The sequence below is a fragment of the Pseudomonas retamae genome, from assembly GCF_043496865.1.
Classification (GTDB): Bacteria; Pseudomonadota; Gammaproteobacteria; order Pseudomonadales; family Pseudomonadaceae; genus Aquipseudomonas; species Aquipseudomonas retamae.
This window is the reverse complement of the sequence record NZ_JBIEIL010000005.1, coordinates 254,549-278,220: the sequence shown is the minus strand read 5'-3', so window position 1 is coordinate 278,220 and position 23,672 is coordinate 254,549. Positions and strand designations below refer to the sequence as shown.

Genomic DNA, 23,672 nt, shown 5'->3' with positions numbered 1-23,672 from the left:
GGAGGAATGAGGGATGGATTATCCAAAGAGCATGCCTGGTGTCGGTTTGGTCAACAGTCGTTTCGTTGATGAAAATCCCGTCACCGGAACTCCCGGATCACTGATTCCTGCTGAGTGGGGCAATGCCCTTACCGAAGAGATATTGACGGTTATCAAAGCAGCGGGAATTGAACCGACTGAAGGCTTGAACACGCAGTTGCTGGAGGCGATTCGCAGCAAAAAGCTGTTTGAAACGCCGCCTCAGTTCGATGCCAGTCAGAAAGTCGCGACGACAGAGTTCGTGCAGCGTGCGCTTGGCAGTCTGGCAGGGCAGACCAACTATGTGGGGGAGGTCTCATTGACCGCCGCTGATGTTGGCAGGCTTTCGATTTTTACCGGCCCCAGTACTGCAACGCTGCCGGAGTGGTCGACTGTCCCGGCCGGAGGTCTGATATCACTGTGTGCCAGCTCCGGTGGTTTGACGGTCAAAGCCAGAACTGGCGAAACCCTGGGCACCAGCAATGGCGCCTCGCCGACGTCGCTGTCGTTTGTCGGTGGCAGCTTTGTAACCTTCCGCCGTCTTTTGCTTGGCGGTGGCTGGGGCCTGGACGCCGGCGACGGGGCGCTCAAGTATTCGCCAGTGTTCACCGCCTCGCTGGCTACTGCCGGCGGTTATCAGCGCCTGCCCAGCGGTTTGATTTTGCAGTGGGGGCTGGCCACCGGCGGAGGCCTCAGCGAAACCATTACTTATCCGATTGCATTCCCCAACGCCGTGCTTTTTCTCTCTGGCGGCGATATCTCACCGGGATTCGCCGATCTGCGCTTCTCCCTGTTCAGACTCTCGCAAAGCCAGTTTCAGCGCTTTTCCAATATGGATCCGGGCGGTTGGAACTGGTTCGCCATAGGCTTCTGACATCAACGGTGAATTAAATGAAATACATAGATTTTGATGCCTCGGGTGAGCTGCTCGGGCGCTACGACTCGGCGATCCACGCGCAGATTCCGGCAACTGCCGTAGAGATCTCCGATGAACTGTTTCTGCGAACGATCGAAGAGCGCGACGGCCTCTGGAAATGGACCGCAGGCAAGGTCACCAAACACTCGCTTGCGAACGCTACGCAGCTGGTTGAAAGCGAACGGCGAGCGTCGGCCCTGGCGCGGCGTGACGAGTTGTTGGCCGAAGCCGATCAACAGACCGTGGGTATGGCAGACGCCTACATTGTGGGTCTGCTTGATGACGATGACATGTGGCGGTTCAAAGCCTACGCCGGTTACAAACTGGCTCTGAACAAAATCGATAAACAGCCAGGTTTTCCGCAGAGCATAAATTGGCCAGCCGTGCCGGTTGGATGACATTCCTGAGTCGAATTCCAAAGCGGGACCTTGCTTCGCTCTCACTGCAGTTGCCGCATCTGCCGTTTCAACGCTGGCCATCCGCCGGTGTTTCGATCGGTACCGTCAAACCCACGTCGATGTGGGCCTCCTCTCTTAAACAAACAGACCGCTTGAGCGCCCGCTTACACGGGGCATGAGTCAGTTCACAGGAAACAAGTAACCCATGGATTATCCAAAAAGCGTCCCCAGCGTCGGCCTGGTCGATGGCCGCTTCGTCGATGAAAACCCGGTGGCGGGCACTCCGGGATCTTTGATTCCGGCGGCGTGGGGCAACAGTGTTACGCAGGAAATTCTCAACGCGATCAAGGCTGGCGGGTTGACGCCGGATGAAGCCAGAACCGATCAACTGGCGACGGCGATCGGTGCCTTGGTCGATTTCACCAAACTGAAGAACACCCCGACGACTTTGAGTGGTTACGGCATCACGGATGCGGTGGGGCGGCTACTGGCGGTCCGGCAGATCGAGACGGTAGGGATCACGGTGTACAAGCCCAACCCAAGAGCCAAGCGTATTCGAGTGCGTCTGGTTGGCGCCGGTGGCTCGGGGGGAGGCTGTGCGCCGGTGGCGGCGGGTTATCACAGTATCGGTGGCGGCGGCGGTGGTGGCGCCTATGCCGAGAGCTTGTATGACGTGAGCGCGGAAATGATGGCCGGCGTGCCGGTTTCACTGGGCGCGGGTGGCGCTTCACGCAACGCCATGGGGCAGGCGGGTGGTGGCGCTTCTTTTGGCAGTTACATGAGCGCGGCGGGAGGCATGGGAGGACAAATCCTGACCTTTCCCTTGACAGCCACCGCAGTCGGCTTCGTCCAGGGTGGTGCCGGAGGGCAAGCCGTCACGGGTGGCAACCTCGCTAACGCACGTGGAATCGGCGGAGGCTATGCCATGCACAACGCCAATTGGGGTGTACTGGCGGGTGGAGGCGGAGCGAGTCCGTTTGATGGCGGTGGTCCGTTGATGGGCCTTAGTGGCCCCGGCACCTCAGGGAATCGAGGCTCGGGTGGCAGTGGTTCTTGTTCGACCAGTGCGTCCGCCTCTGTCCTTAGCGGCGTCGGCGGCAACGCCTTCTGCGAAATCTGGGAGTACGAATAATGGCTATTTATGCTCGGGTCGAACACGGCATGGTCGTAGAACGGATCGACACCGGTGACTACGTCATCAATCAGTTGTTCGCACCGTCCTTTGTCGAGTCGATGGTTCTGATTTCAGATGATCGACAAATCGAAATCGGCGCGCCGCTCGACGCGCTTCCCGCCGCCGATGAACCATCGTCAGCAGCGCAGAATTCGCTGCTCCTGCAGACGTCCATCAGTGCAGAAACCGAATCTGCGACATCCGCACGCGGCTGGCGCCAGGCGTCGCTGGCGGCGACCGAATGGCTGGTCACTCGCCATCGTGACGAGCAGGCGCTGGGGCGCGGCACCCACCTGCGGGCCGCGCATTATCTGGAACTGCTCGAATATCGCCAGGCGCTGCGCGACTGGCCTGATTCGCCAAGTTTTCCGGCATTGAATTCCAGGCCGGAAATACCGCTATGGCTTGCAGACATTAATGGCTGATGCGCGGGATGTAGGTTCAACGAAGGAGATGAAAAATGGATTACCCAAAGAGCTTGCCCGGCACCGGTTTGGTAAATGGCAGATTTGTTGATGAAGATCCCGTCACAGGCACGCCCGGTTCGCTGATCCCTGCAAGTTGGGGTAACAGCGTAACGCAGGAAATTCTTGAAGTTATCAAAAGTTCAGGCGTGGCGGCGGATGAAGGCGATAACACGCAGCTTCGCGCAGCGATCAACGCATTGATCCTGAAGAAACAAAACGAAAGCCTGGCCACTCAAGAAGACGCTGAAGCGGGTACGAACGCAGCAAAACTCATGACACCCTTGCGGGTATTTCAAGCAATAGCCAGGAAGGTTCAGCAAGCGACAGAGGCGTTCGTGGGGACGGCGAAAATTGCCTCTCAGGCCGAGGTCAATGCGGGCACTGGCGATGCATCAATCGTTACCCCTAAAAAACTCAGACTTGGCTTCATGGTGCGACTGGGTACTTCTGGTTATGTGGTTTTTCCCTCATGGATGGGCGGGATAATCATTCAATGGGTTAACGGCAGTGCCAGCCAGGCAGGCAATAACAATAATGGCGAGCTGAATTTATGGCCGCTGGCATTCCCCAATGCGTTGTATGTCGCGGTGGCTACTCACGAAGGTACGTCGACAGCAACTTTCCTTACATGGAATGCCGTTTCGACCGTCAGCAGGCAGGTAGGCATCAATGTGCGCTGCCCTGATTACCCTAACTCCACTATCTCCGCGCGTATCATCGGCATAGGGAATTGAATATGTATTATTTTTCCCCGACTACTAGCGGTTTTTATCATTCTGATCTGCACGGCCTGAATATTCCCAACGATGCGTTTGTACTCAGCGAAGGCGAGTACTGCGCGCTGGTATCGAATGCTCCGAAAGCAACGGTCCTTTCCCTTGATAGAGACGGCCGTCCGGAGCGTGTTCCAATGGTTGCCCAATCTCATGACTCAATTGAGCGTGCCTGGCGCAACCAGGTGCTTCAGAGCACCCAATGGCTGGTTTTGCGTGATGCCGAAGAACTCGAAACCGGTGAAGGCACGACCCTGCGCACCGAAGAGTTCAAGCAACTGCTCGCCTATCGCCAAGCGCTGCGCGACTGGCCCGATCAGCCTGAGTTTCCGGATGCGCATTCGCGTCCGATTGAGCCGGACTGGCTGGGCGCTCTGACTTTATAAGGAATCAATCGTGGATTACCCGAAAAGCGTCCCCAGCGTAGGGCTGGTGAACGGAAAGTTCGTCAATGAAGACGCCGTTGCAGGCATGCCGGGCTCGCTGATCCCTGCGGCCTGGGGCAACAGCGTTACCGATGAGCTGTTGAATGTCATCAAGTCCGCCGGGCTGGAACCGAGCGAAACCGACGCGAGCCAACTGCTGCAAGCGGTAAAAAAAATCAGCCAGGCTGGTGCAGACAAACACGCCGCGGACATCGGTGCGGCCAACCTCTACATGGCCAACTATGTGCCAGCGGTCAGCGTCTTGAAGGATGGCTTGGCACTGCGCTTCACCGCAGCAAATGCCAGCACTGGAGCGAGCACGTTTGCCCCGAATGGATTGCTGCCCAAGCCATTGGTCAGCCTTGCCCTGAGTGCGTTGCGCCCGGCCGAGATTGTCGGCGGCAGTGTGTGCTCGGTGGTGTACAGCGCTGCGCTGGACAGTTGGGTGTTGGTCTACGCGAGTGGCGGTAATGCGGCGAGCGGCCGGTTGCTGGGGGTGAAAACGTTTACTGCTTCGGGGACTTATGTGCCGACCGCAGGAATGAAGGACGTATTAGTCAAGGTTATGGCCGGTGGCGGTGGCAGTGCCGGCGTTGGCGCGACTACGACGGCACAGTACGCAACCGTGGGTGGCGGCGCCTCTGGCAGTTATGCCGAAGCCTGGCTTTCCTCCGACTCGATCGGTTCCCAACAGGTGGTAACGGTGGGCGCTGGCGGAAGCGCCGGACAGTCAGCTGCAAACGCGGGCGGAGGGGGCACCAGTTCCTTTGGTTCGCTGGTTTCTGCTGCCGGTGGTGGCGGATCGCCGTGGATCGGATATGTCGCGAATCAGGGAATGGCCCTTTGTACCGGTGGCTATCCTGGCTTGGCGGCGAGTGGTGGCAATATCGTTAATAGCGCGGGAAGTGCTGGCGCCCCGGGAATATCGGTCAACGGCTCGACCCTCGCAGGTAACGGTGGTAACTCGCCATTGGGTAGTGGCGGTTTTGCGAGCAGCGCAGCGAGCGCGTTGGCGGCTCCAGGCACAGGTTACGGCTCCGGTGCAGGCGGAATCGCCAATGCTCCAAGTCAACCGGCCAGATCCGGCGGCGCGGGTGCCCCGGGTGTCGTCATCATCTACGAGTACGCCTGATGAAAACCTACGCTCGCATCGTCAATGCCACTGTGGTCGAGTTGTTCGTCACCGACGGCAATATGGCCGAGATGTTTCACCCGGATCTGCTCTGGGTCGATATCAGCGAAGTTCTGCCGGCACCGCAAATCGACTGGACAGCCCACTTCGGCACCCTTGGTTGGGTGTTTGCCTCACCCGAACACCCTGCGCCGGTCAGCAACCTGAAAACTCTGGCAAATAAATGGCTGGCAGGCATCACCGGCCAGCCGTGATTCAATCAGGATCAATCCAGGGAGGATCAAGCATCATGCAAATAACCGAAAACAACCTTATCGACATCATGCCCAACGCCCGCTCCCAAGCGGGCGTTTTTGTTTCTGTACTCAACATCGCCATGGCGCGGCGTCGCATCGACACGCCCAAGCGCATTGCCGCGTTTCTTGCGCAGGTCGGCCACGAGTCCGGGCAACTGCGTTACGTACGCGAACTGGGCAACAACCAATACCTGAGCAAATACGACACCGGCACGTTGGCGCTGCGTCTGGGCAACACCCCCGAAGCCGACGGTGACGGGCAGAAGTATCGTGGTCGCGGCCTGATCCAGATCACTGGGCGCAGCAACTATCGCCAGTGCAGCCTTGGGTTGTTCGGCGATGAACGTTTGTTGTCGTTGCCCGAGCTGCTTGAGCAGCCACAGTGGGCAGCCGAATCGGCGACATGGTTCTGGGAGCAGAAGGGCCTGAATGAGCTGGCTGATCGTGATCAGTTCAACACCATCACCCGCCGCATCAACGGCGGGTTGAACGGCTTGCAGGATCGCCTGGACATCTGGGCGCGGGCGAGGGCGGTGCTATGCCCATCCCCTGGCGAATGATCGGCGTCCTGTCGTTCGCCGCAGCCGCCTTTGTAGCGGCCTGGCAGATTCAGGATTGGCGTTACGGACGGCAACTGGCCGAGCAATCCCGGTTAAACGCCGAAGTCCTCAATCAACAGAACCTCGCCGCCGCCACCGCGCAACAGGCCGAGCAGGATAAACGCCTGGCACTGGAGCAACGGCTCGCGAGCAGTGAACAAACCCATTTTCGAGCGCTGAGCGATGCCCAACGTGATCAGGATCGCCTGCGCGATCGTCTTGCTACTGCTGGTGTGCGCCTGTCAGTCCTTCTCGACGCCGGCGACGTTGCCCCAGGCTGCAACGTGCCAACCGCCGCCGGCGCCGGCCGCGTGGATCATGCAGCCGTACGCGCCCGACTTGACCCGGCGCATGCTCAACGAATTGTCGCCATCACCGACACCGGCGATCGTGGATTGATTGCCTTGCAGGCTTGTCAGGCCTATGTCAGAGCGCTGGCGCCTGCACATTTTGAATGATTCTGTGTATTGAAAGAGCAACCGGCTCGTGTACGGTGGTACGCATTCCACACGATCCGGAGTGCGCCGTGAAAGAGATCACCCAACTGGCCGCCGAACTTGGCCGACGTCTGCAAGTGCTCAACGCCCACGTGACCACCGCCGAGTCTTGTACCGGTGGTGGTATCGCTGAAGCGATTACCCGGATTCCGGGGAGTTCGGCGTGGTTCGAGGCCGGTTACGTAACCTATTCCAATCGGCAGAAGACTCAGCAACTGAATGTGCCGGCCGAGCTGTTCGAAACGGTGGGCGCGGTCAGTCGCGAGGTGGTCGAGGCGATGGCGCGTGGCGCGCAGGACAAAAGCCTGGCGCGGTTTGCCGTGGCGGTCAGCGGTGTGGCCGGGCCGGACGGCGGCTCGCCGAGCAAACCGGTCGGCACGGTGTGGCTGGCATGGGCAGTGGGCGATACGGTTGCCAGCGAGGTTCAGCACTTCCCGGGCAACCGCGACGAGGTTCGCCGACAAACGGTGAAGGCCGCGCTAGAGGGGCTGTTGCGACTAGCGGCACGAGAAATCGAAAATCAGGGGTAGGCGATCTTCGAACGCTGTGGAATAATACTGGCTACTTATACAGGTGTTGGCCGTCAGGCCTTATTGATTACGTGAGGACTTTAATGGACGACAACAAGAAGAAAGCCTTGGCTGCGGCCCTGGGTCAGATCGAACGTCAATTCGGCAAGGGTGCCGTAATGCGTATGGGCGATCAGGACCGTCAGGCGATCCCGGCCATCTCCACTGGCTCTCTGGGTCTGGACATTGCACTCGGCATCGGCGGCCTGCCAAAAGGTCGTATCGTTGAAATCTACGGTCCTGAATCTTCCGGTAAAACCACGCTGACGCTGTCGGTGATCGCCCAGGCGCAAAAAGCCGGCGCGACCTGCGCATTCGTCGACGCCGAACACGCCCTCGACCCCGAGTACGCCGGCAAACTGGGCGTCAACGTCGATGATCTGCTGGTCTCCCAGCCGGACACCGGCGAGCAGGCACTGGAAATCACCGACATGCTGGTGCGCTCCAACGCCGTTGACGTGATCATCGTCGACTCCGTGGCTGCGCTGGTGCCGAAGGCTGAAATCGAAGGCGAAATGGGTGACATGCACGTGGGCCTGCAAGCCCGTCTGATGTCCCAGGCGCTGCGTAAGATCACCGGTAACATCAAGAACGCCAACTGCCTGGTGATCTTCATCAACCAGATCCGCATGAAGATCGGCGTGATGTTCGGTAGCCCGGAAACCACCACCGGTGGTAACGCGCTGAAGTTCTACGCCTCTGTTCGTCTCGACATCCGCCGTACCGGCGCGGTGAAGGAAGGCGACGAAGTGGTCGGCAGCGAAACCCGCGTCAAGGTTGTGAAGAACAAGGTCGCTTCGCCGTTCCGTCAGGCCGAGTTCCAGATTCTTTACGGCAAGGGCATCTACCTCAATGGTGAGATGATCGACTTGGGCGTACTGCACGGTTTCGTTGAAAAATCCGGCGCCTGGTATGCTTACGAAGGCACCAAGATCGGTCAGGGCAAGGCCAACTCGGCCAAGTTCCTGGCGGACAACCCGGAAATCGCCGCGAAGCTTGAGAAGCAACTGCGTGACAAGCTGCTGTCGCCAGCAGTGATTGCCGATTCCAAGGCTTCCGCTGTCAAGGAAACCGAAGATGATCTGGCCGACGCTGATATCTGATTGTAGCGATGACCACCGTCGTACTCGATACACTCGTCGCAGTGCGACGAACCGCGATGGACCTGCTCGCACGGCGCGAGCATGGTCGAGTCGAGCTGACGCGTAAGCTGCGCCAGCGCGGCGCTGAAGCGGAGATGATTGAAACAGCCCTCGACCGATTGACGGAAGAGGGTCTGCTTTCCGAAGCCCGTTACCTCGAAAGTTTTGTTTCGTACCGTGCCCGTTCCGGCTACGGCCCTCTGCGGATTCGTGAGGAGCTTAGCCAGCGCGGTCTACAGCGTGCCGATATCGAACTCGCCCTGCGCGAAAGCGGTATCAACTGGCAGGAGCAACTTCGAGACACCTGGCAGCGCAAGTTCTCCGGGCATCTACCGATTGATGCGAAAGAGCGGGCCAAACAAGGTCGGTTTCTCGCGTATCGGGGTTTTTCGATGGAGATGATCAACCGTTTGTTCAGCGGTCGAGGGATGGACGATTAGAACGATTCAATAAAAACGGCCCGCTATGAAAATAGTGGGCCTTTTTTTTGCCCTCAAATTGTCTTCGAAGGTTCCCGGCTGAGTTGCTTCAGCTGTGTTTGGGAGTGGGCCCAGTTTTCCGGCAGATTGATGTAGTCAATCAACTCCCTCAGACGTCCATGGGTGCGAGCGTTGAAGGCGAACGCCAACCGCGCCAGGTGGCTGAATTGAGCGTCATCGTGCTCCTCGCCGGCATAGGCGTGTTGGTGAAACCGATCGCTCAGGCACAGATCGGCAAAAGCCTCCTGCATGTGTTCCAGCGCCTGATCGGTGAGTTTGTGATTCATGCGGATCACGAACTGGCGCTTGAGCCAGCGACTGGAATGAAAGTTGCTGTAGAACTGATTTATCTGTTCCACCGCCTCGTCGACGCTGTAGACCAGCCGCATCAGTTTCATGTCGGTCGGCAGGATGTAGCGATTGACTTCCAGTTGCTGATGAATGAAATCCATCGCGCCCTGCCAGAATGTCCCACCCGGTGTATCGAGCAGCACCACCGGCACCAATGGACTTTTGCCGGTCTGGATCAGCGTCAGCACCTCTAACGCTTCATCCAGCGTGCCGAAACCACCCGGGCACAGAACCAGTGCGTCAGCTTCTTTGACGAAGAACAACTTGCGGGTAAAGAAGAAGTGGAAAGGCAGCAGGTTGCCAGTGCCGTCCACGGTCGGGTTGGCGTGTTGCTCGAAGGGCAAGGTGATGTTGAAACCGAGACTGTGATCGCGACCGGCCCCTTCGTGAGCGGCGGCCATGATGCCGCCACCGGCTCCGGTGATAACCATCATGTCGGAGCGCGCCAGTGCGGCGCCGAGTTCACGGGCCATCGCATATAACGGATGTTCAAAAGGCGTGCGCGCCGAGCCGAACACGGTGACCTTGCGCCGCCCCTTGAATTGTTCGAGTACGCGAAATGCCTGCTCCAGTTCGCGCAGGGCCTGCAGGGTGATCTTCGCGTTCCAGCGGTTGTGATCCTCTTGTGCCATGCGCAGCACGGTCAGAATCATGTCGCGGTAAATAGGGATATTGGGACTGTTGGGAGAAACACGGTTGAGTTGTTCTTCGACCTTGCTGATGAGGTCGGGGCCGCTTTCCTGGAAATGACGACTCAAGAGGTCATTCGGTTGGTAAGGCATTCAATGTCTCCTTTGTGCACAGAGCGGGTGGCCCTGACGAGCGGCGTCAGTGCCGCGCTGCATAAACACACCTCTGGGCAGTTCCTTGGCTGCCGTCAACGGGTGATCGGGAATACTCTGAATCTAGACCTTTGCGTGGCACTACGCTGCGACTCTTTTAGAAATAGCCCCGCCAACAGAGCCACCGCTCGTCCGAACGCGCACCGGACCGCAATCCCTCTGATTAACTGATTTACAGGCGTCATGCGACAACTTCGCGTCGATCAGGTACGCAAGTAATACGCTATTCAAGGATTTGCAGGTGGCAAGGAGGCGGGACACATGGCCAGAGTGACTCTGGAAATCGATACGCAGCTGTATCGAATGTTGCTGGCAGCGGCCGAGACCAGTCAGATCAGTCTCGAAGAGGAGTGTTGCCGACGTCTGGCGGGCGGCGAACGTCGGTCCCAGTATCTACAAGCGCTGCTAGCCGAATTGCGCGCCGAGGATGAACAGCGGCGCGCCAATTCGCGGTGATTACTTCTTCTTCGCTGGGGCGGCTTTCGGGCAATCGGATTCCTGATAGCTCGCCGAGCCGATCGCTTTGTTGGTTTTCACTTCAGTGAAGTCGTAACGCATGATCGCACCCTTGGCCATCAGCTTGCGGTACGAAGGGTTGTTGCACACCGAGGCGCCCAACTGGAAGTACACGGCTTTAGGATCAGCACGCATTTTATCGGCGTGGCTTTTTTGTACGCTCAGGTGATTGATCAACTGAGTGCCTTCGACGGTGTAGCCCTGATCAAGAATGTCTTCATTGATTGCCCGAGGCGTGCCGACGCTGCTCTGGGCGGCGACATTGCGCAGCTCTCTGTTCAGATTCTGCTCACTCAGGGACGCCGCCTGAGCGGTGAAGGACGACGCCAGCAGAATGGCAGCGGTGGGAACGATAAGGCGCAGCATGAAACTCTCCTGGTTCAGTGACTGGTGGTTCGACCCGTCACGTGACTGTGCGTTCAGTGGCGGCGAATTATAGGGGAGCCGGTCGGGAGGGTACAGGCTTGTGCCGCTCGCTCTGGTAAACTGCCGGCCTTTATTGCCCTGCCGAGTGTTGTTCGTGTCGAGTTTCCCTGCCTGCCGACGTTGCCTGCGATGAACCATGCCCCCAACGCCGTAGCCCGTTTGCGCGACCAGCGCGAAGATGAAGGCATCAAGCCGATTCAGGCCAGAGGCTTTCGCTCCGAGCGTTGCCGCGATTGCCGAGTGATCATCAGTCACTGCCTGTGCGCGTGGCGGCCAAGCGTCGAGACCCGTTCGGCGGTGTGCCTGATCATGACTGGCAAAGAAGTGTTCAAGCCGAGCAACACCGGTTGGCTGATTGCCGATGTGGTGCGCGACAACCATGCGTTCATCTGGTCTCGCACCGAGCCGGACCCGCTACTGCTGGCGCTGCTCAACGACCCGCAATGGCAGCCGTACCTGGTGTTTCCCGGTGAATACGTCGAGCCGTCGCGGGTGACCAACACCGTCGCCGCCGATAGCAGCAAGCGTCCGCTGTTCATTCTGCTGGACGCGACCTGGACTGAAGCGCGGAAGATTTTCCGCAAGAGTCCGTACTTCGATCGACTGCCGATCTTGAGCCTGTTGCCCGACAAACTGTCGCGCTACCGCTTGCGCCGCTCGACCCGCAGCGAGCATCTGTGCACCGCGGAAGTGGCGGCGCTGTGCCTGGAACTGGCCGGTGATGCGGATGCTGCTTCGGCGCTGGACGCTTATTTCGACGTGTTCAGCCAGCACTACCTCGGCGCTAAACAGCAATTGGACAAGAACGAGTCGACCCCGGCCCATGCTGAGTTGCAACGCTATATACCAAAGCCGCAGGCGGGGTTGGCGCAATAGTGGCCCATACTGTACGAGCCAGCCGCCGCGCTGCTTGACCACCCCGGCTTCGCTGGGCATGCTTGGCGCCGTTCTGGGTGCGGCCAAGGTTTGAAACGTCGTGTTTGCTGTTGATTGGCGTTGAACGTGCCCCTGTGGATACCGCCTGCGAGCGGCATCTCGAGTTGCTTTGGTCTGACCGGAATGCCCCGGCCGGCCATCAAAAACAGGATCATTTGAAAAATGGCCACATACGACATCCTGATTGCCGATGATCACCCGCTGTTTCGCAGTGCCCTGCATCAAGCGGTGACGCTGGGCCTCGGCCCGGATGTGCGGCTGGTGGAAGTGGCGAGCATCGCCGAACTGGAAGCGCGTCTGACCGAAAAGGCAGACTGGGATCTGGTCCTGCTGGACCTCAACATGCCTGGCGCCTACGGTTTTTCCGGATTGGTCCTGTTGCGCGGGCAATATCCACAGATTCCGGTGGTGATGGTTTCGGCGCAGGAAGAAGCTTCGGTGATGGTCAAATCCCGCGAGTTCGGCGCCAGTGGCTTCATTCCCAAGTCCAGCGATCTGAGCGTGATTCAGCAAGCCGTACGCAAAGTGCTGGATGGCGACGTGTTCTGGCCGCCGCAAGCGTTCGAGGCAGTCAGCGTTTCCGACGAAGCCAAAGCCGCCAGCGATGGCCTCGCCAGCCTGACGCCGCAGCAGTTCCGCGTATTGACCATGGTCTGCGAAGGCCTGCTGAACAAGCAGATTGCCTACGAACTGAGTGTGTCAGAGGCGACCATCAAGGCCCACGTCACGGCGATCTTTCGCAAATTGAATGTGCGCACCCGCACGCAAGCGGCTTTACTGCTGCAACAACTTGAGTCAATTCCGAGCCAGTGATGGCTGGCGGTTTCACGCTTTTTTGACTTTCGTTGATCTAGCTTCCCCACTCCTTTTTGGTTGGTCTCTTCCATATGTCACCTTTCAAGGGCCAGACCGGCCTGAAACGTATCCTCAACGCCTCCGGTTATTCGCTCGACGGCCTGCGCGCGGCGTTTACCGGCGAAGCGGCGTTTCGCCAACTGGTGCTGCTCAATGTCGTGCTGGTCCCATTGACCTTCTTTCTCAATGTCAGCCGGGTCGAACAAGCGGTATTGATCGCCGTATGCCTGCTGGCGCTGATTGTGGAACTGCTGAACTCGGCGGTGGAAGCGGCCATTGACCGCATCTCGCTGGAACTGCACCCGTTGTCGAAGAACGCCAAGGACATGGGCAGCGCCGCGCAGTTCGTGGCCCTGAGCATGATTGCGCTGGTGTGGGCGGTGATTCTGCTTTAAGCGATGGTCGGCAGGACGATCTCGTCGCTGCGCTGCACCCCGGCGGTGAACGCGCGGCACAGTTCAAGAAACTCGCGCATGGCTGAGGTCTGATATTTCTGCTTGTGCCAGATGAAGTAAAACTGCCGGGCCAGATCCAGGTCCGGCGTCTCCACCGGCACCAGACTGCCGCGGCGAAACGCATCGCGCAGCGCCAGGCGTGAGATGCAGCCAATCCCCAGCCCTGACTCCACCGCGCGTTTGATCGCTTCGGTGTGTTCCAGCTCCAGACGGATATTCAGCGCACTACGGTGGTGGCGCATGGCTTGATCGAAGGTCAGGCGCGTGCCGGAACCCTGTTCCCGCAGAATCCACGCCTCGTGGGTCAGTTCCTCCATGCTCGCACTGCCGCGTTGAGCCAGCGGATGCTGCGGCGCGCAGAACACCACCAGCTCATCCTCGACCCAGCTCTGCACCTCGATATCCGGGTGGCTGCAATCGCCCTCGATCAGACCCAGATCAATTTCATAGTGCGCGACTTGTTGCACGATATTGGCGGTGTTCTGCACGTGCAGCTTCACCTGGCTTTCCGGGTGAAGCTGCATGAAGCTGCCGATCAGCAGGGTGGCCAGATAGTTGCCAATGGTCAGCGTCGCCCCCACTGATAGAGAGCCGAAACCGGATTTGCCGTTGAGCAGGTCCTCGATCTCCTTTGCCTGATCGAGCAGCGCGACTGCTTGCGGCAATAACTGTTTGCCCAGGGCGTTGAGGCTCAGGCGTTTGCCGGCGCGATCGAACAGCTGGCAGCTGGACTGGCGCTCGAGTTCGGTGATCGACGTGCTGGCCGCCGACTGCGAGAGGTTGAGCAGACCCGCAGCACGGGATACGCTTTCCTGCTGGGCGACGGCGACGAAGACTTGCAGTTGACGGAGAGTAAATCGCATATCGATATAACCGATAACCCTTATCTTAATAATCCAGTTAACAGATATTGTCGTCGCTATTAGAATGCGATGCAATTGCGCGCTATGGCCTTGGTGGGCCTGCGCAGACCCAATCTCCAGGAGTCAAACGTACATGAGCAACATGAACCACGAGCGTGTCCTCAGTGTTCATCACTGGAACGACACTCTGTTCAGCTTCAAGTGCACCCGCGATCCGGGTTTGCGCTTCGAGAACGGTCAGTTCGTGATGATCGGCCTGCAGCAGCCCAACGGCCGCCCGCTTATGCGCGCTTACTCGATCGCCAGCCCGAACTGGGAAGAGCATCTGGAATTCTTCAGCATCAAGGTGCAGGACGGTCCGCTGACCTCTCAACTGCAGCACCTGAAGGAAGGCGACGAGATCATCATCTCGAAAAAGCCTACCGGCACCCTGGTGCTCGATGACCTGAACCCGGGCAAGCATCTGTACCTGCTCAGCACCGGCACCGGCCTGGCGCCGTTCATGAGCGTGATTCAGGACCCGGAAACCTACGAGCGCTTCGAGAAAGTGATCCTGGTTCACGGCGTGCGTTACGTCAACGAAGTCGCCTACCGCGAATTCATCACCGAGCACCTGCCGCAGAACGAGTTCTTTGGCGAAGCGCTGCGTGACAAGCTGATCTACTACCCGACCGTGACCCGCGAGCCGTTCGAGAATCAGGGCCGTCTGACTGACCTGATGCGCAGCGGCAAGCTATTCAGCGACATCGGCTTGCCACCGATCAACCCGCAGGACGACCGTGCAATGATCTGCGGCAGTCCGAGCATGCTCGACGAGACCAGCGAAGTACTCGACAGCTTCGGCCTGAAGATCTCGGCGCGGATGCGCGAGCCGGGTGATTACCTGATCGAACGCGCGTTCGTCGAGAAGTAAACACTTGCCCTTGTGGGAGCGAGCCTGCTCGCGAATGCGATCTGTCATCAACATTGATGTTGGCTGACACGACGCCTTCGCGAGCAGGCTCGCTCCCACAGTTGGTTTTGTGGTGTGACAGTAAAAGCCCGCGTTGCCTGAGAAGGCAGCGCGGGCTTTTTCGTTTTCGGGGTTTATGCCGAGGCGGGAATGACTTCGAGCACGCAAATCCGCTCAGGCGTCGGATAATGCCAGCGCACATCCAGATCCCAGAACTGCGCACCGTATTCACGCTCTGGCGCCGGGGTCTGATAGGCCGGACGCGGATCCTGCGCCAGGCATTGCTCGATCAGCTCGACCAACGGCTCGCCGAGGCGCTGCGCATGGGTATGCGCCTGTTGCAGCGCTGGATCCGTCCACTGCACGTCAATCAGATGCGGCGCAGCGCTGGCAATGCTGTTGGCGGCGCCGGGAATGATGTCGGCGTAAGGCACATACGGTTTGATGTCGAGCACCGGGGTGCCGTCGAGCAGATCGATGCCGGAAATGAACAGCCGATTGGCTTCGACCCTGTCGAGTTTCACCACCGATTGGCCGATGCCGTTTGGCCGATGCGTCGCGCGGGTGGCGAACACGCCGATGGACTTGTTGCCGCCCAGACGCGGTGGACGCACCTTCAGCCGCGGTTTCTCTTCCAGCGCTTGATGAAACAGGAACAGCAGCCAGACGTGGCTGACTTGCTCCAGACCCTGCACGGCGTCACCCTGATCGAACGGCGCCACCAGCTCCAGCACGCCACGAGCGGCGGGGGCCAGTTGTGGCTGGCGGGGGATGGCGAATTTCTCCTTGAAGCAGGAGCGCACGAAGCCGATGGGGGAGACGCTGTAAGTCATGGTTTGCAATCGAAGCGGGGCAGGGTGGGCATGATAACCCGTTCAACCTCAAGTCTGGTGCTGGTAAGGAGGGCCTCTTCGCGAGCAGGCTCGCTCCCACAGGGATTGTGTGCATGACACAGGTCCAACGTGGGAGCGAGCCTGCTCGCGAAGGCCGCACCGCCAATGTCAGAGGCTGAACCCACCATCCAGCGGAATGATATTGCCGGTCATGTAAGCCCCGGCCGTACTCGCCAGGCTGATCGCCAACGCCGCCATCTCTTCCTCTCGTCCCCAGCGCTTCATCGGAATCAGGGCCGTGTCCTCGGCCAGCGCCTGCTCATCGTTGCCGATATGCTGGGTCATCTTGCTCGGAAATCGCCCCGGCGCGATCACGTTGACGTTGATGTGCTGGCTGACCAGTTCGCGCGCCAGAATCCGCGATAACTGATGCAGCGCTGCTTTACTCGGCCCATAGGCATATGCCTGCTCACCAAACGAAGAAATCCCCGCCACCGAACCGATATTGATGATCCGCGCCGGATTCGCCGCCGAGCCGGCCTTGCGCAGCAACGGCAGAAATTGCTGGATGCAACTGAACACCGACGTCACGTTGAGTTGCATGACTTTTTCCCAGCCCTTGACCGGGTAACTTTCAAGCGGCGCGCCCCAGGTCGTGCCGGCGTTGTTCACCAGAATGTCCAGGTGCGTGATCTGCTCGCCCAGGCGCGCAGCCAGTTCCTGCACACCTTCCTCGGTCGCCAGATTCGCCGCCACGCCTTGGCAGATGCCCAAGGCGCCGAGTTCGTCGGCGGTTTGATGGCAGGCTTCAGCGTCGCGGGAGCAGACGTAAACACGGGCGCCGGCCTCGACGAAGGCCTTGGCGATCATCTTGCCGATACCACGGGTGCCGCCGGTCACCAGAGCGGTGCGGCCTTGCAGGGAGAAGTAAGGATGCATGGCGAGTCCTGAAGATTAGGGATCAGTACACCCTAGTCGTCAGCCGCGAAAAGCGGAGCCATTATTTTTGCAGGGAATGAACGGTCATGCGTTGCGGCGGCGACTATCCGTCGCCACCGTACAAGGGCATCAGGCAGGGCGGACGCGCAGGGTCAGGCCCTTGAGGAAATTACGCAGCAACTGGTCGCCACACGGGCGATAGTTGGTGTGGCCGACCTTGCGGAACAGCGCGCTCAGCTCAGGCTTGGATACCGGAAAGTCAGCGGCCTTGAGGATCGCGTGCATGTCGTCTTCTTTCAGTTCGAAGGCTACACGCAGTTTTTTCAGGATGATGTTGTTGGTCACCGGCACTTCGATTGGCTGCGGCGGACGGCTTTCGTCCTTGCCGCGCTTGAAGATCACCAGACCGTCGAGGAAGTGGGCGATAACTTCGTCCGGGCAGCGCACGAAACCTTCTTCGTCTTCTTCCTTTTTGTCGAGCCAGGTCACTACGTCGGCGAGCGCTACGTCCATGCCGCCGAGTTTGATGATTTCGACAACCTTCTTGTCGCTGATGTCGAGCATGTAGCGCACGCTGCGCAGTACGTCGTTATGAACCATGTCGGTATTCCTGATGCGTGGTGGGCAGCGCTCACGGGCGCTGCCGAGATGTGTGGCGGCGGGAAAGCGTCAGAACTTCTCTTTGCCGGACAGGTAGCGCCATTGGCCGACCGGGACCTTGCCGATTGACACGCCGCCGATGCGGATGCGACGGATGCCGACGACTTTCAGGCCGACCGCTTCGCAGAACTGCGCGATGATCCCCGGTTGCGGGTTTTTCATGGCGAAGCGCAGGCGGTTTTCGTTCTGCCAGCTGGCCTTGACCGGCGGCAGTTCCTTGCCCTTGTGGGTCAGGCCGTGCTGCAGGCGATTGAGGCCGTGGGCGACCATCTCACCTTCGACTTCGACCACGTATTCCTGCTCGATCTTCGCCGCGTCGGCGGTGAGCTTGCGCAGGATTTTCCAGTCCTGGGTGAACACCAGCAGACCACTGGCCCTGGGCTGCAGATCGGCGCTGGCGGTCAGGCGCAGGAAGTGCCCGCGAAGCGGACGTTTGCTGTAGCGGTGTTCTTCGCTGAGGGTTTCGGCGCTGAGCGATTGCATGGCGGTTTCAACGTCCATGCCGGCCGGCGCGTTGAGCAGAATGGTCACCGGCTCCGGCGCAGTGGCCTTGGCGTCCTTGTCGAGCTCGACCTTTTGCTCGCCGACCTTGAATTGCGGCTCATCAATGACTTCGCCGTCCACGGTGACCCAGCCGCCCTCGATGAACAGCTCGGCCTCCCGGCGGGAGCAACCGACCAGTTCGATGAGGCGTTTGGAGAGGCGAATCGGGTCAGTCATGACAGGGCCGTAACAAAAAAGGGGTGAGCATTGTACCTGTGTGGCGCCGGTTAAGCCCGGTTCCATTTGCAGGCGCTGTATTCAATGTGGGAGCGAGCCTGCTCGCGAAGGCGTCCTGCCAGTCTATGTGTGTAGTGACTGGTACACCGCATTCGCGAGCAGGCTCGCTCCCACAGGGGGTTCATGGCGTGTCAGCCGTTGCTTGAGCGCTGCTGGGACTGCCGCAAGCGCATATGCAGCAGCGGATACGGCTGGCCCATGCCATCGACCTCGGAGCGGCCAATCACCTCGAAGCCCTGCTTTTCATAAAAGCCCAAGGCTTGCGGGTTCTGCTCATTGACGTCGAGTTCATCGGCGTTGAGCCGTTCGATCGCATACCGGAGCAATTGCTTGCCCAGCCCTTGACCGCGATGGGCTGGGTCGATAAACAGCATTTCAATCTTGCCCGCCGCAACCCCGGCAAATCCGGTGATGCGCTGCTGAGCGTCTTTGGTGCAGATCAGCATCACCGCATCCAGATAACGGGTGAGGACCAGGTTGCGCAACAGCTCGATGTAGCTGTCCGGCAGGAACTGATGAGTTGCACGGACCGAGGCCTCCCAGACCCGGGTCAGTTCTTCGTAATCGCTGATTTTCGGTGTGTGGATGACCGAATGCTGACGCATGTGCGTGTGCCTCTTGTACGTTTCAAGGGAGTCCGTCCCCCGCTAAACGATAGCCGCAAAAAAGCCCCGCAACTTATAAAAAGAGCGGGGCTTTTTGGATTTGTTGCGGTGTCTGGCTGGCTATTTCTGTCGCCAGCAAGATCTCTCCCCCTCACCCCAACCCTCTCCCCCAGAGGGGGCGAGGGGGAAGGGAGCTGATCTTCGTACTGTTCAAGCCTGAGTTCGACTCGATATTCCAAGTCGAAGTCATTCTGAAGAGTACCTCGATCAGTCCCCTCTCCCCCATGGGGGCGAGGGGGAAGGGAGCTGATCTTCGTGCTGTTCAAAGCCTGAGTTCGACTCGATATTTCAAGTCGGCTTCATTCTGAAGAATACCTCGATCAGTCCCCTCTCCCTCTGGGAGAGGGCTAGGGTGAGGGGCTTTTGATGTTCAGATCAGATCTGCTCAGCCCACAGATCATATTCGTCAGCATCCGTCACCTTGCACCAGACCTTGTCGCCCGGCTTCAGGTTGCTGCCATTGTCGATAAACACGTTACCGTCGATTTCCGGCGCATCGAAGAAGCAACGGCCAACCGCGCCTTGCTCGTCGACTTCATCCACCAGCACTTCGATTTCACGGCCGATGCGCATTTGCAGGCGGGCCGAACTGATGGCTTGCTGGTGCGCCATGAAACGCTCCCAACGGTCCTGTTTGACATCGTCCGGCACCACTTCCAGGTCCAGATCGTTGGCCGGAGCACCGTCCACCGGCGAGTACTGGAAGCAGCCGACGCGGTCGAGTTGCGCTTCGGTCAGCCAGTTCAGCAGGTACTGGAAGTCTTCTTCGGTTTCGCCCGGGAAGCCGACGATGAAGGTCGAACGGATGATCAGGTCCGGGCAGATCTCGCGCCAGTTCTTGATCCGCGCCAGGGTCTTGTCTTCGAACGCCGGGCGTTTCATCGACTTGAGGACTTTCGGGCTGGCGTGCTGGAACGGGATGTCCAGGTACGGCAGGATCTTGCCGGCGGCCATCAGCGGGATCAGCTCGTCGACGTGTGGGTACGGGTAAACGTAGTGCAGACGGACCCAGACGCCGAGGGTGCTCAGCGCTTCGCACAGCTCGGTCATGCGGGTTTTCACCGGCGCGCCGTTCCAGAAACCGGTGCGGTATTTCACGTCGACGCCGTAGGCGCTGGTGTCCTGCGAGATCACCAGCAGCTCCTTTACGCCGGACTTGACCAGGCGCTGGGCTTCGTCGAGCACGTCACCAACCGGGCGGCTGACCAGTTTGCCGCGCATCGACGGGATGATGCAGAACGAGCAACTGTGGTTACAGCCTTCGGAAATCTTCAGGTACGCGTAGTGACGCGGGGTCAGCTTGATGCCTTGCGGCGGCACCAGATCGATCAGCGGGTTGTGGTCCTGACGCGGCGGCACTACTTCGTGCACGGCGTTGACCACTTGCTCGTACTGCTGCGGACCGGTTACGGCCAGCACGCTCGGGTGCACGTTGCGGATATTGCCTTCTTCCACGCCCATGCAACCGGTGACGATCACCTTGCCGTTTTCCTTGATCGCTTCACCGATGACTTCCAGCGACTCCGCCTTGGCCGAGTCGATGAAACCGCAGGTGTTGACCACCACCACGTCGGCGTCCTGGTAAGTGGACACCACGTCATAGCCTTCCATGCGCAGCTGGGTCAGGATGCGCTCGGAGTCGACCAGTGCTTTCGGGCAACCCAGAGATACAAAGCCAACCTTTGGATTGGCCGGCGCAGGAGTGGTGGACATGTCTAACCTCGGTGTTTTGTGACGTCGCTGGCCACGCGCGGCAGCTGACGGATGGGCGCTTAGGGCGCGCCTCTGATCAAAAAGTGCGCAATTCTAGCGGCGGGCAGCGCACTTGACCAGCTTTATGCAGGGAAATACGACGAGTGCTGCGCTATGCTTCGCGCCGTTGAGCTTTACCGATTTCTTGCAGTCAACAAAACGTCTGTAACAACAGGTAAAACAGCGCATGCTGCAGCACAAAGCATAGTGCTTCATTCGAAGAAGCCGGTATTGAGATCAGGAGTGTTGGATGGGTCAGGCAAGTAGTCATGCGGCAGGCGCCGAGGGTTCGGCCTCCAGGCCGCTGAGCATGCTGGTCGCGGCGGTCGGGGTAGTTTACGGCGACATCGGCACGAGCCCGTTGTACACCCTCAAGGAAGTGTTCTCCGGCGGCTACGGCGTGCCGGTCAATCACGACGGCGTGCTCGGCATTCTGTCGTTGATCTTCTGGTCGCTGATCTGGGTCGTGTCGATCAAGTACATGATGTTCGTGCTGCGCGCCGACAACCAGGGCGAGGGCGGGATCATGGCGCTCACGGCGCTGGCGCGGCGAGCGGCGGGGCATCGGCGCAAATTGCGCTCCTTGCTGGTGGTCTGCGGCCTGATCGGCGCGGCGCTGTTTTATGGCGACAGCATGATCACCCCGGCGATCTCGGTACTGTCGGCAATTGAAGGTCTCGGTTTGGCTTTCGATGGCATCGACCATTGGGTCGTGCCACTGTCGTTGGTCGTGCTGGTTGCTTTGTTCCTGATCCAGCGCCACGGCACCGCACGCATCGGCATTCTGTTCGGGCCGATCATGGTTACCTGGTTCCTCGTTCTCGGCGCCCTCGGTGTATATGGCATCAGCCACACGCCGGAAGTCCTGCATGCGCTGAACCCGGCGTGGGCGGTGCGGTTCTTCATGGTGCACACCGGCATGGGCGTGGCGATTCTCGGCGCGGTGGTGCTGGCGCTGACCGGTGCCGAAGCGCTGTACGCCGACATGGGCCACTTCGGCCGCAAGCCGATTGCCCGCGCGTGGTTTCTGCTGGTGCTGCCGGCGCTGGTGCTGAACTATTTCGGGCAGGGCGCTTTGCTGCTGGACAACCCCGACGCGGCGCGCAACCCGTTCTATCTGCTGGCGCCGAGCTGGGCGCTGATTCCGCTGGTCGGCCTGTCGACCCTGGCCACGGTGATCGCCTCGCAAGCGGTGATTTCCGGCGCGTTCTCCCTGACCCGCCAGGCGATCCAGCTCGGCTATATCCCGCGCATGTACATCCAGCACACCTCCAGCGACGAGCAGGGCCAGATCTACATCGGCGCGGTGAACTGGGCGCTGATGGTTGGCGTGGTCCTGCTGGTGATCGGCTTCGAATCCTCCGGCGCCCTCGCTTCGGCCTACGGCGTGGCGGTGACCGGTACCATGCTGATGACCACCATCCTCGTCTCCGCCGTGATGCTGCTGTTGTGGAAGTGGCCACCGATCCTCGCGGTGCCGGTATTGCTGGGCTTCTTGTTGGTCGATGGCCTGTACTTCGCCGCCAACGTGCCGAAGATCATTCAGGGCGGCGCCTTCCCGGTGATCGCCGGTATTGCCCTGTTCGTGTTGATGACCACCTGGAAGCGCGGCAAGCAGCTGCTGGTCGAACGCCTCGACGAAGGCGCGTTGCCATTGCCGATCTTCATCAGCAGCATCCGCGTGCAACCGCCGCATCGCGTACAGGGCACCGCCGTGTTCCTCACCGCCCGCTCCGACGCCGTGCCGCATGCGCTGTTGCACAACCTGCTGCATAACCAGGTGTTGCATGAGCAGGTGGTGCTGCTGACCGTGGTCTACGAAGACATCCCGCGCGTACCGCCATCGCGACGTTTTGAAGTCGAAGCGCACGGCGAAGGCTTCTTCCGGGTGATCCTGCACTTCGGCTTCACCGACGAGCCTGACGTGCCGCAGGCGCTGAAGTTGTGTCATCTGGATGATCTGGATTTCAGCCCGATGCGCACCACTTACTTCCTCAGCCGCGAAACGGTGATCGCCTCGAAACTCGAAGGCATGGCGCGTTGGCGCGAGGCGTTGTTTGCGTTCATGTTGAAGAATGCTAATGGTAATTTGCGCTTCTTTAATTTGCCGTTGAATCGGGTGATTGAGCTGGGGACGCAGGTGGAGATGTAAGCCTCGCCTCAACTGAAAAAGCCCCCGTCGGCCTTGTGGTTGGCGGGGGCTTTTTTGTGTCTGCTGATAAACCTCAAATCCACAACAAATACCCTGTGGGAGCTGGCTTGCCAGCGATAAGGCCGGCACATTCAGAATCAATGTCGACTGAATCATCGCCATCGCTGGCAAGCCAGCTCCCACAAGGTTATGAGGTGGGTTCAGCCCGTTCGGTTTCGGATTCGGTCTTCGTCCGCGCAGGTCGTGGCATCAGTGTCTGTATCACATCATCAATCAAGGCTTTGCCCATCACTGTCAGGTAATGCGCAGCCCAGGCATGGCGGTCGGTGTCTCTGGTGAAGGCGGCGTCCTCGGCGAAGGATTTGGCAAGGGATAGCAGGTCGGAGGACCGGGACAAGGCATCGATGATCGGGATGCCAGAACGGACGTTGAAGAACGCTTGATCCGATTGGTAGAGGAAAGGGGTGAAGCCGATGGTTTTAGCGTTTGCGAGTCCGTGCAGGTCAGTTTCGGGCATCGTGTTACTCCTCGGTTCGAAGTGCCGCGACTTTCGTTACCACGCGAAAGGGAGGCAACTGTGCGCAGGGTGGTAAACCGGGAACCAAGGAAACCGGCACGCCCGAAAGCGTCCCACGCACAGCCGCCATAATTCGAGGAGCGGGCTGTTGCGATGGTTTCTCCGGGTTACCACACCCGATCGCTGAATGGGTCAGCGACGTCTGGAGAGTATCCCTTCAAAAAACAGCGCAATAGAGCGGCACAGCGCCCCAACAAGAGTTTCGGAGTTTGCCTACAAGGTCTGTGGGCGTC

General features: G+C 59.4%; 29 protein-coding genes. 19 read left to right on the top strand and 10 right to left on the bottom strand.

Going from position 1 to position 23,672, the window contains the following annotated elements:
* Positions 1–13: 13 nt before the first annotated feature.
* The 13 genes from ACGSLL_RS13025 (at position 14) to recX (ending at position 8,846) form a co-directional block, all read left to right on the top strand.
* Complete coding sequence (locus tag ACGSLL_RS13025; RefSeq protein ID WP_394506362.1) at positions 14–892, top strand: gp53-like domain-containing protein; 879 nt, start codon at positions 14–16, stop codon at positions 890–892.
* Between the two features lie 17 nt (positions 893–909).
* On the top strand, positions 910–1,332 hold the full coding sequence (locus ACGSLL_RS13020) for a tail fiber assembly protein (protein WP_394506360.1): 423 nt from the start codon (positions 910–912) through the stop codon (positions 1,330–1,332).
* Positions 1,333–1,537: 205 nt separating this feature from the next.
* Positions 1,538–2,464 carry a glycine-rich domain-containing protein gene (locus ACGSLL_RS13015; RefSeq protein ID WP_394506358.1) on the top strand — a complete coding sequence of 309 codons (927 nt, stop codon included), beginning with the start codon at positions 1,538–1,540 and terminating at the stop codon, positions 2,462–2,464.
* Positions 2,464–2,931 carry a phage tail assembly chaperone gene (locus ACGSLL_RS13010; RefSeq protein ID WP_394506356.1) on the top strand — a complete coding sequence of 156 codons (468 nt, stop codon included), beginning with the start codon at positions 2,464–2,466 and terminating at the stop codon, positions 2,929–2,931. The genes ACGSLL_RS13015 and ACGSLL_RS13010 overlap by 1 nt, the downstream gene beginning before the upstream one ends.
* A gap of 35 nt (positions 2,932–2,966) precedes the next feature.
* Entirely contained in the window at positions 2,967–3,707 is a 741-nt protein-coding gene (locus ACGSLL_RS13005) for a gp53-like domain-containing protein (RefSeq protein WP_394506354.1), read from the top strand.
* A gap of 2 nt (positions 3,708–3,709) precedes the next feature.
* Positions 3,710–4,132 (top strand): phage tail assembly chaperone, encoded by a 423-nt coding sequence (locus ACGSLL_RS13000; protein WP_394506498.1) that lies wholly within the window; start codon positions 3,710–3,712, stop codon positions 4,130–4,132.
* Positions 4,133–4,142: 10 nt separating this feature from the next.
* Positions 4,143–5,303, top strand: coding sequence for a glycine-rich domain-containing protein (locus ACGSLL_RS12995; RefSeq protein ID WP_394506352.1), 1,161 nt, complete (start codon positions 4,143–4,145; stop codon positions 5,301–5,303).
* Complete coding sequence (locus tag ACGSLL_RS12990) at positions 5,303–5,557, top strand: hypothetical protein (RefSeq protein ID WP_394506350.1); 255 nt, start codon at positions 5,303–5,305, stop codon at positions 5,555–5,557. The genes ACGSLL_RS12995 and ACGSLL_RS12990 overlap by 1 nt, the downstream gene beginning before the upstream one ends.
* 35 nt (positions 5,558–5,592) lie before the next feature.
* Complete coding sequence (locus ACGSLL_RS12985) at positions 5,593–6,159, top strand: glycoside hydrolase family 19 protein (protein ID WP_394506348.1); 567 nt, start codon at positions 5,593–5,595, stop codon at positions 6,157–6,159.
* Positions 6,138–6,656: a lysis system i-spanin subunit Rz gene (locus tag ACGSLL_RS12980; RefSeq protein WP_394506346.1), complete on the top strand. Its 519-nt coding sequence runs from the start codon at positions 6,138–6,140 to the stop codon at positions 6,654–6,656. Before ACGSLL_RS12985 ends, ACGSLL_RS12980 begins: the two co-directional genes overlap by 22 nt.
* Before the next feature lie 68 nt (positions 6,657–6,724).
* Entirely contained in the window at positions 6,725–7,225 is a 501-nt protein-coding gene (locus ACGSLL_RS12975; RefSeq protein ID WP_394506344.1) for a CinA family protein, read from the top strand.
* Positions 7,226–7,308: 83 nt separating this feature from the next.
* Positions 7,309–8,367 carry a recombinase RecA gene (recA, locus tag ACGSLL_RS12970; RefSeq protein ID WP_090282065.1) on the top strand — a complete coding sequence of 353 codons (1,059 nt, stop codon included), beginning with the start codon at positions 7,309–7,311 and terminating at the stop codon, positions 8,365–8,367.
* Positions 8,368–8,375: 8 nt separating this feature from the next.
* On the top strand, positions 8,376–8,846 hold the full coding sequence (gene recX / locus ACGSLL_RS12965) for a recombination regulator RecX (protein ID WP_394506341.1): 471 nt from the start codon (positions 8,376–8,378) through the stop codon (positions 8,844–8,846).
* Between the two features lie 53 nt (positions 8,847–8,899).
* Here recX and ACGSLL_RS12960 read toward each other — a convergent pair whose 3' ends face one another.
* Positions 8,900–10,018: an LOG family protein gene (locus ACGSLL_RS12960; RefSeq protein WP_394506339.1), complete on the bottom strand. Its 1,119-nt coding sequence runs from the start codon at positions 10,016–10,018 to the stop codon at positions 8,900–8,902.
* Positions 10,019–10,339: 321 nt separating this feature from the next.
* On the opposite strand from ACGSLL_RS12960, the gene ACGSLL_RS12955 reads away from it, so the two are divergent.
* The gene (locus tag ACGSLL_RS12955) at positions 10,340–10,534 is read left to right on the top strand and encodes a hypothetical protein (RefSeq protein WP_394506337.1); all 195 of its coding nucleotides are present in this window, start codon (positions 10,340–10,342) and stop codon (positions 10,532–10,534) included.
* On the opposite strand, the gene ACGSLL_RS12950 is transcribed toward ACGSLL_RS12955, so the two are convergent.
* Positions 10,535–10,960 carry a PA3611 family quorum-sensing-regulated virulence factor gene (locus ACGSLL_RS12950; protein WP_007908738.1) on the bottom strand — a complete coding sequence of 142 codons (426 nt, stop codon included), beginning with the start codon at positions 10,958–10,960 and terminating at the stop codon, positions 10,535–10,537.
* Between the two features lie 189 nt (positions 10,961–11,149).
* Here ACGSLL_RS12950 and ACGSLL_RS12945 point away from each other — a divergent pair, with 189 nt between their 5' ends.
* The 3 genes from ACGSLL_RS12945 to ACGSLL_RS12935 all read left to right on the top strand — a co-directional run bounded on the left by ACGSLL_RS12945 (position 11,150) and on the right by ACGSLL_RS12935 (position 13,206).
* Positions 11,150–11,896 (top strand): tRNA-uridine aminocarboxypropyltransferase, encoded by a 747-nt coding sequence (locus tag ACGSLL_RS12945; protein WP_394506335.1) that lies wholly within the window; start codon positions 11,150–11,152, stop codon positions 11,894–11,896.
* 222 nt (positions 11,897–12,118) lie between these two features.
* Positions 12,119–12,769 (top strand): response regulator transcription factor ErdR, encoded by a 651-nt coding sequence (erdR, locus tag ACGSLL_RS12940; RefSeq protein ID WP_123443004.1) that lies wholly within the window; start codon positions 12,119–12,121, stop codon positions 12,767–12,769.
* Between the two features lie 74 nt (positions 12,770–12,843).
* Positions 12,844–13,206, top strand: coding sequence for a diacylglycerol kinase (locus ACGSLL_RS12935; protein ID WP_090282071.1), 363 nt, complete (start codon positions 12,844–12,846; stop codon positions 13,204–13,206).
* On the opposite strand, the gene ACGSLL_RS12930 is transcribed toward ACGSLL_RS12935, so the two are convergent.
* On the bottom strand, positions 13,203–14,129 hold the full coding sequence (locus ACGSLL_RS12930; protein ID WP_332762464.1) for a LysR family transcriptional regulator: 927 nt from the start codon (positions 14,127–14,129) through the stop codon (positions 13,203–13,205). The genes ACGSLL_RS12935 and ACGSLL_RS12930 overlap by 4 nt on opposite strands.
* A 133-nt stretch (positions 14,130–14,262) precedes the next feature.
* Here ACGSLL_RS12930 and fpr point away from each other — a divergent pair, with 133 nt between their 5' ends.
* The gene (fpr, locus tag ACGSLL_RS12925) at positions 14,263–15,042 is read left to right on the top strand and encodes a ferredoxin-NADP reductase (RefSeq protein ID WP_007908723.1); all 780 of its coding nucleotides are present in this window, start codon (positions 14,263–14,265) and stop codon (positions 15,040–15,042) included.
* A gap of 173 nt (positions 15,043–15,215) precedes the next feature.
* On the opposite strand, the gene tsaA is transcribed toward fpr, so the two are convergent.
* From tsaA to rimO, 6 genes are all read right to left on the bottom strand, one after another.
* Positions 15,216–15,914, bottom strand: a complete 699-nt coding sequence (tsaA, locus tag ACGSLL_RS12920; protein WP_394506330.1) for a tRNA (N6-threonylcarbamoyladenosine(37)-N6)-methyltransferase TrmO — start codon at positions 15,912–15,914, stop codon at positions 15,216–15,218.
* Between the two features lie 168 nt (positions 15,915–16,082).
* On the bottom strand, positions 16,083–16,853 hold the full coding sequence (locus ACGSLL_RS12915) for an SDR family oxidoreductase (protein ID WP_394506328.1): 771 nt from the start codon (positions 16,851–16,853) through the stop codon (positions 16,083–16,085).
* Positions 16,854–16,982: 129 nt separating this feature from the next.
* Positions 16,983–17,453: a YehS family protein gene (locus tag ACGSLL_RS12910; protein ID WP_394506326.1), complete on the bottom strand. Its 471-nt coding sequence runs from the start codon at positions 17,451–17,453 to the stop codon at positions 16,983–16,985.
* A 69-nt stretch (positions 17,454–17,522) separates the two neighbouring features.
* A complete protein-coding gene (locus tag ACGSLL_RS28245) occupies positions 17,523–18,233 on the bottom strand; it encodes an rRNA pseudouridine synthase (RefSeq protein ID WP_258450272.1) in 711 nt (236 codons plus the stop codon).
* A gap of 191 nt (positions 18,234–18,424) precedes the next feature.
* Positions 18,425–18,898 carry a GNAT family N-acetyltransferase gene (locus tag ACGSLL_RS12900; protein ID WP_394506324.1) on the bottom strand — a complete coding sequence of 158 codons (474 nt, stop codon included), beginning with the start codon at positions 18,896–18,898 and terminating at the stop codon, positions 18,425–18,427.
* Between the two features lie 435 nt (positions 18,899–19,333).
* Positions 19,334–20,671, bottom strand: coding sequence for a 30S ribosomal protein S12 methylthiotransferase RimO (gene rimO / locus ACGSLL_RS12895; protein ID WP_041478077.1), 1,338 nt, complete (start codon positions 20,669–20,671; stop codon positions 19,334–19,336).
* Positions 20,672–21,020: 349 nt separating this feature from the next.
* Between rimO and ACGSLL_RS12890 the strand changes: the two genes are divergently transcribed.
* Positions 21,021–22,862: a potassium transporter Kup gene (locus tag ACGSLL_RS12890; protein ID WP_394506496.1), complete on the top strand. Its 1,842-nt coding sequence runs from the start codon at positions 21,021–21,023 to the stop codon at positions 22,860–22,862.
* A 187-nt stretch (positions 22,863–23,049) separates the two neighbouring features.
* Here the strand turns inward: ACGSLL_RS12890 and ACGSLL_RS12885 are convergent, their stop codons facing one another.
* Positions 23,050–23,379, bottom strand: a complete 330-nt coding sequence (locus tag ACGSLL_RS12885) for a DUF3077 domain-containing protein (protein WP_394506321.1) — start codon at positions 23,377–23,379, stop codon at positions 23,050–23,052.
* Positions 23,380–23,672: the final 293 nt, after the last annotated feature.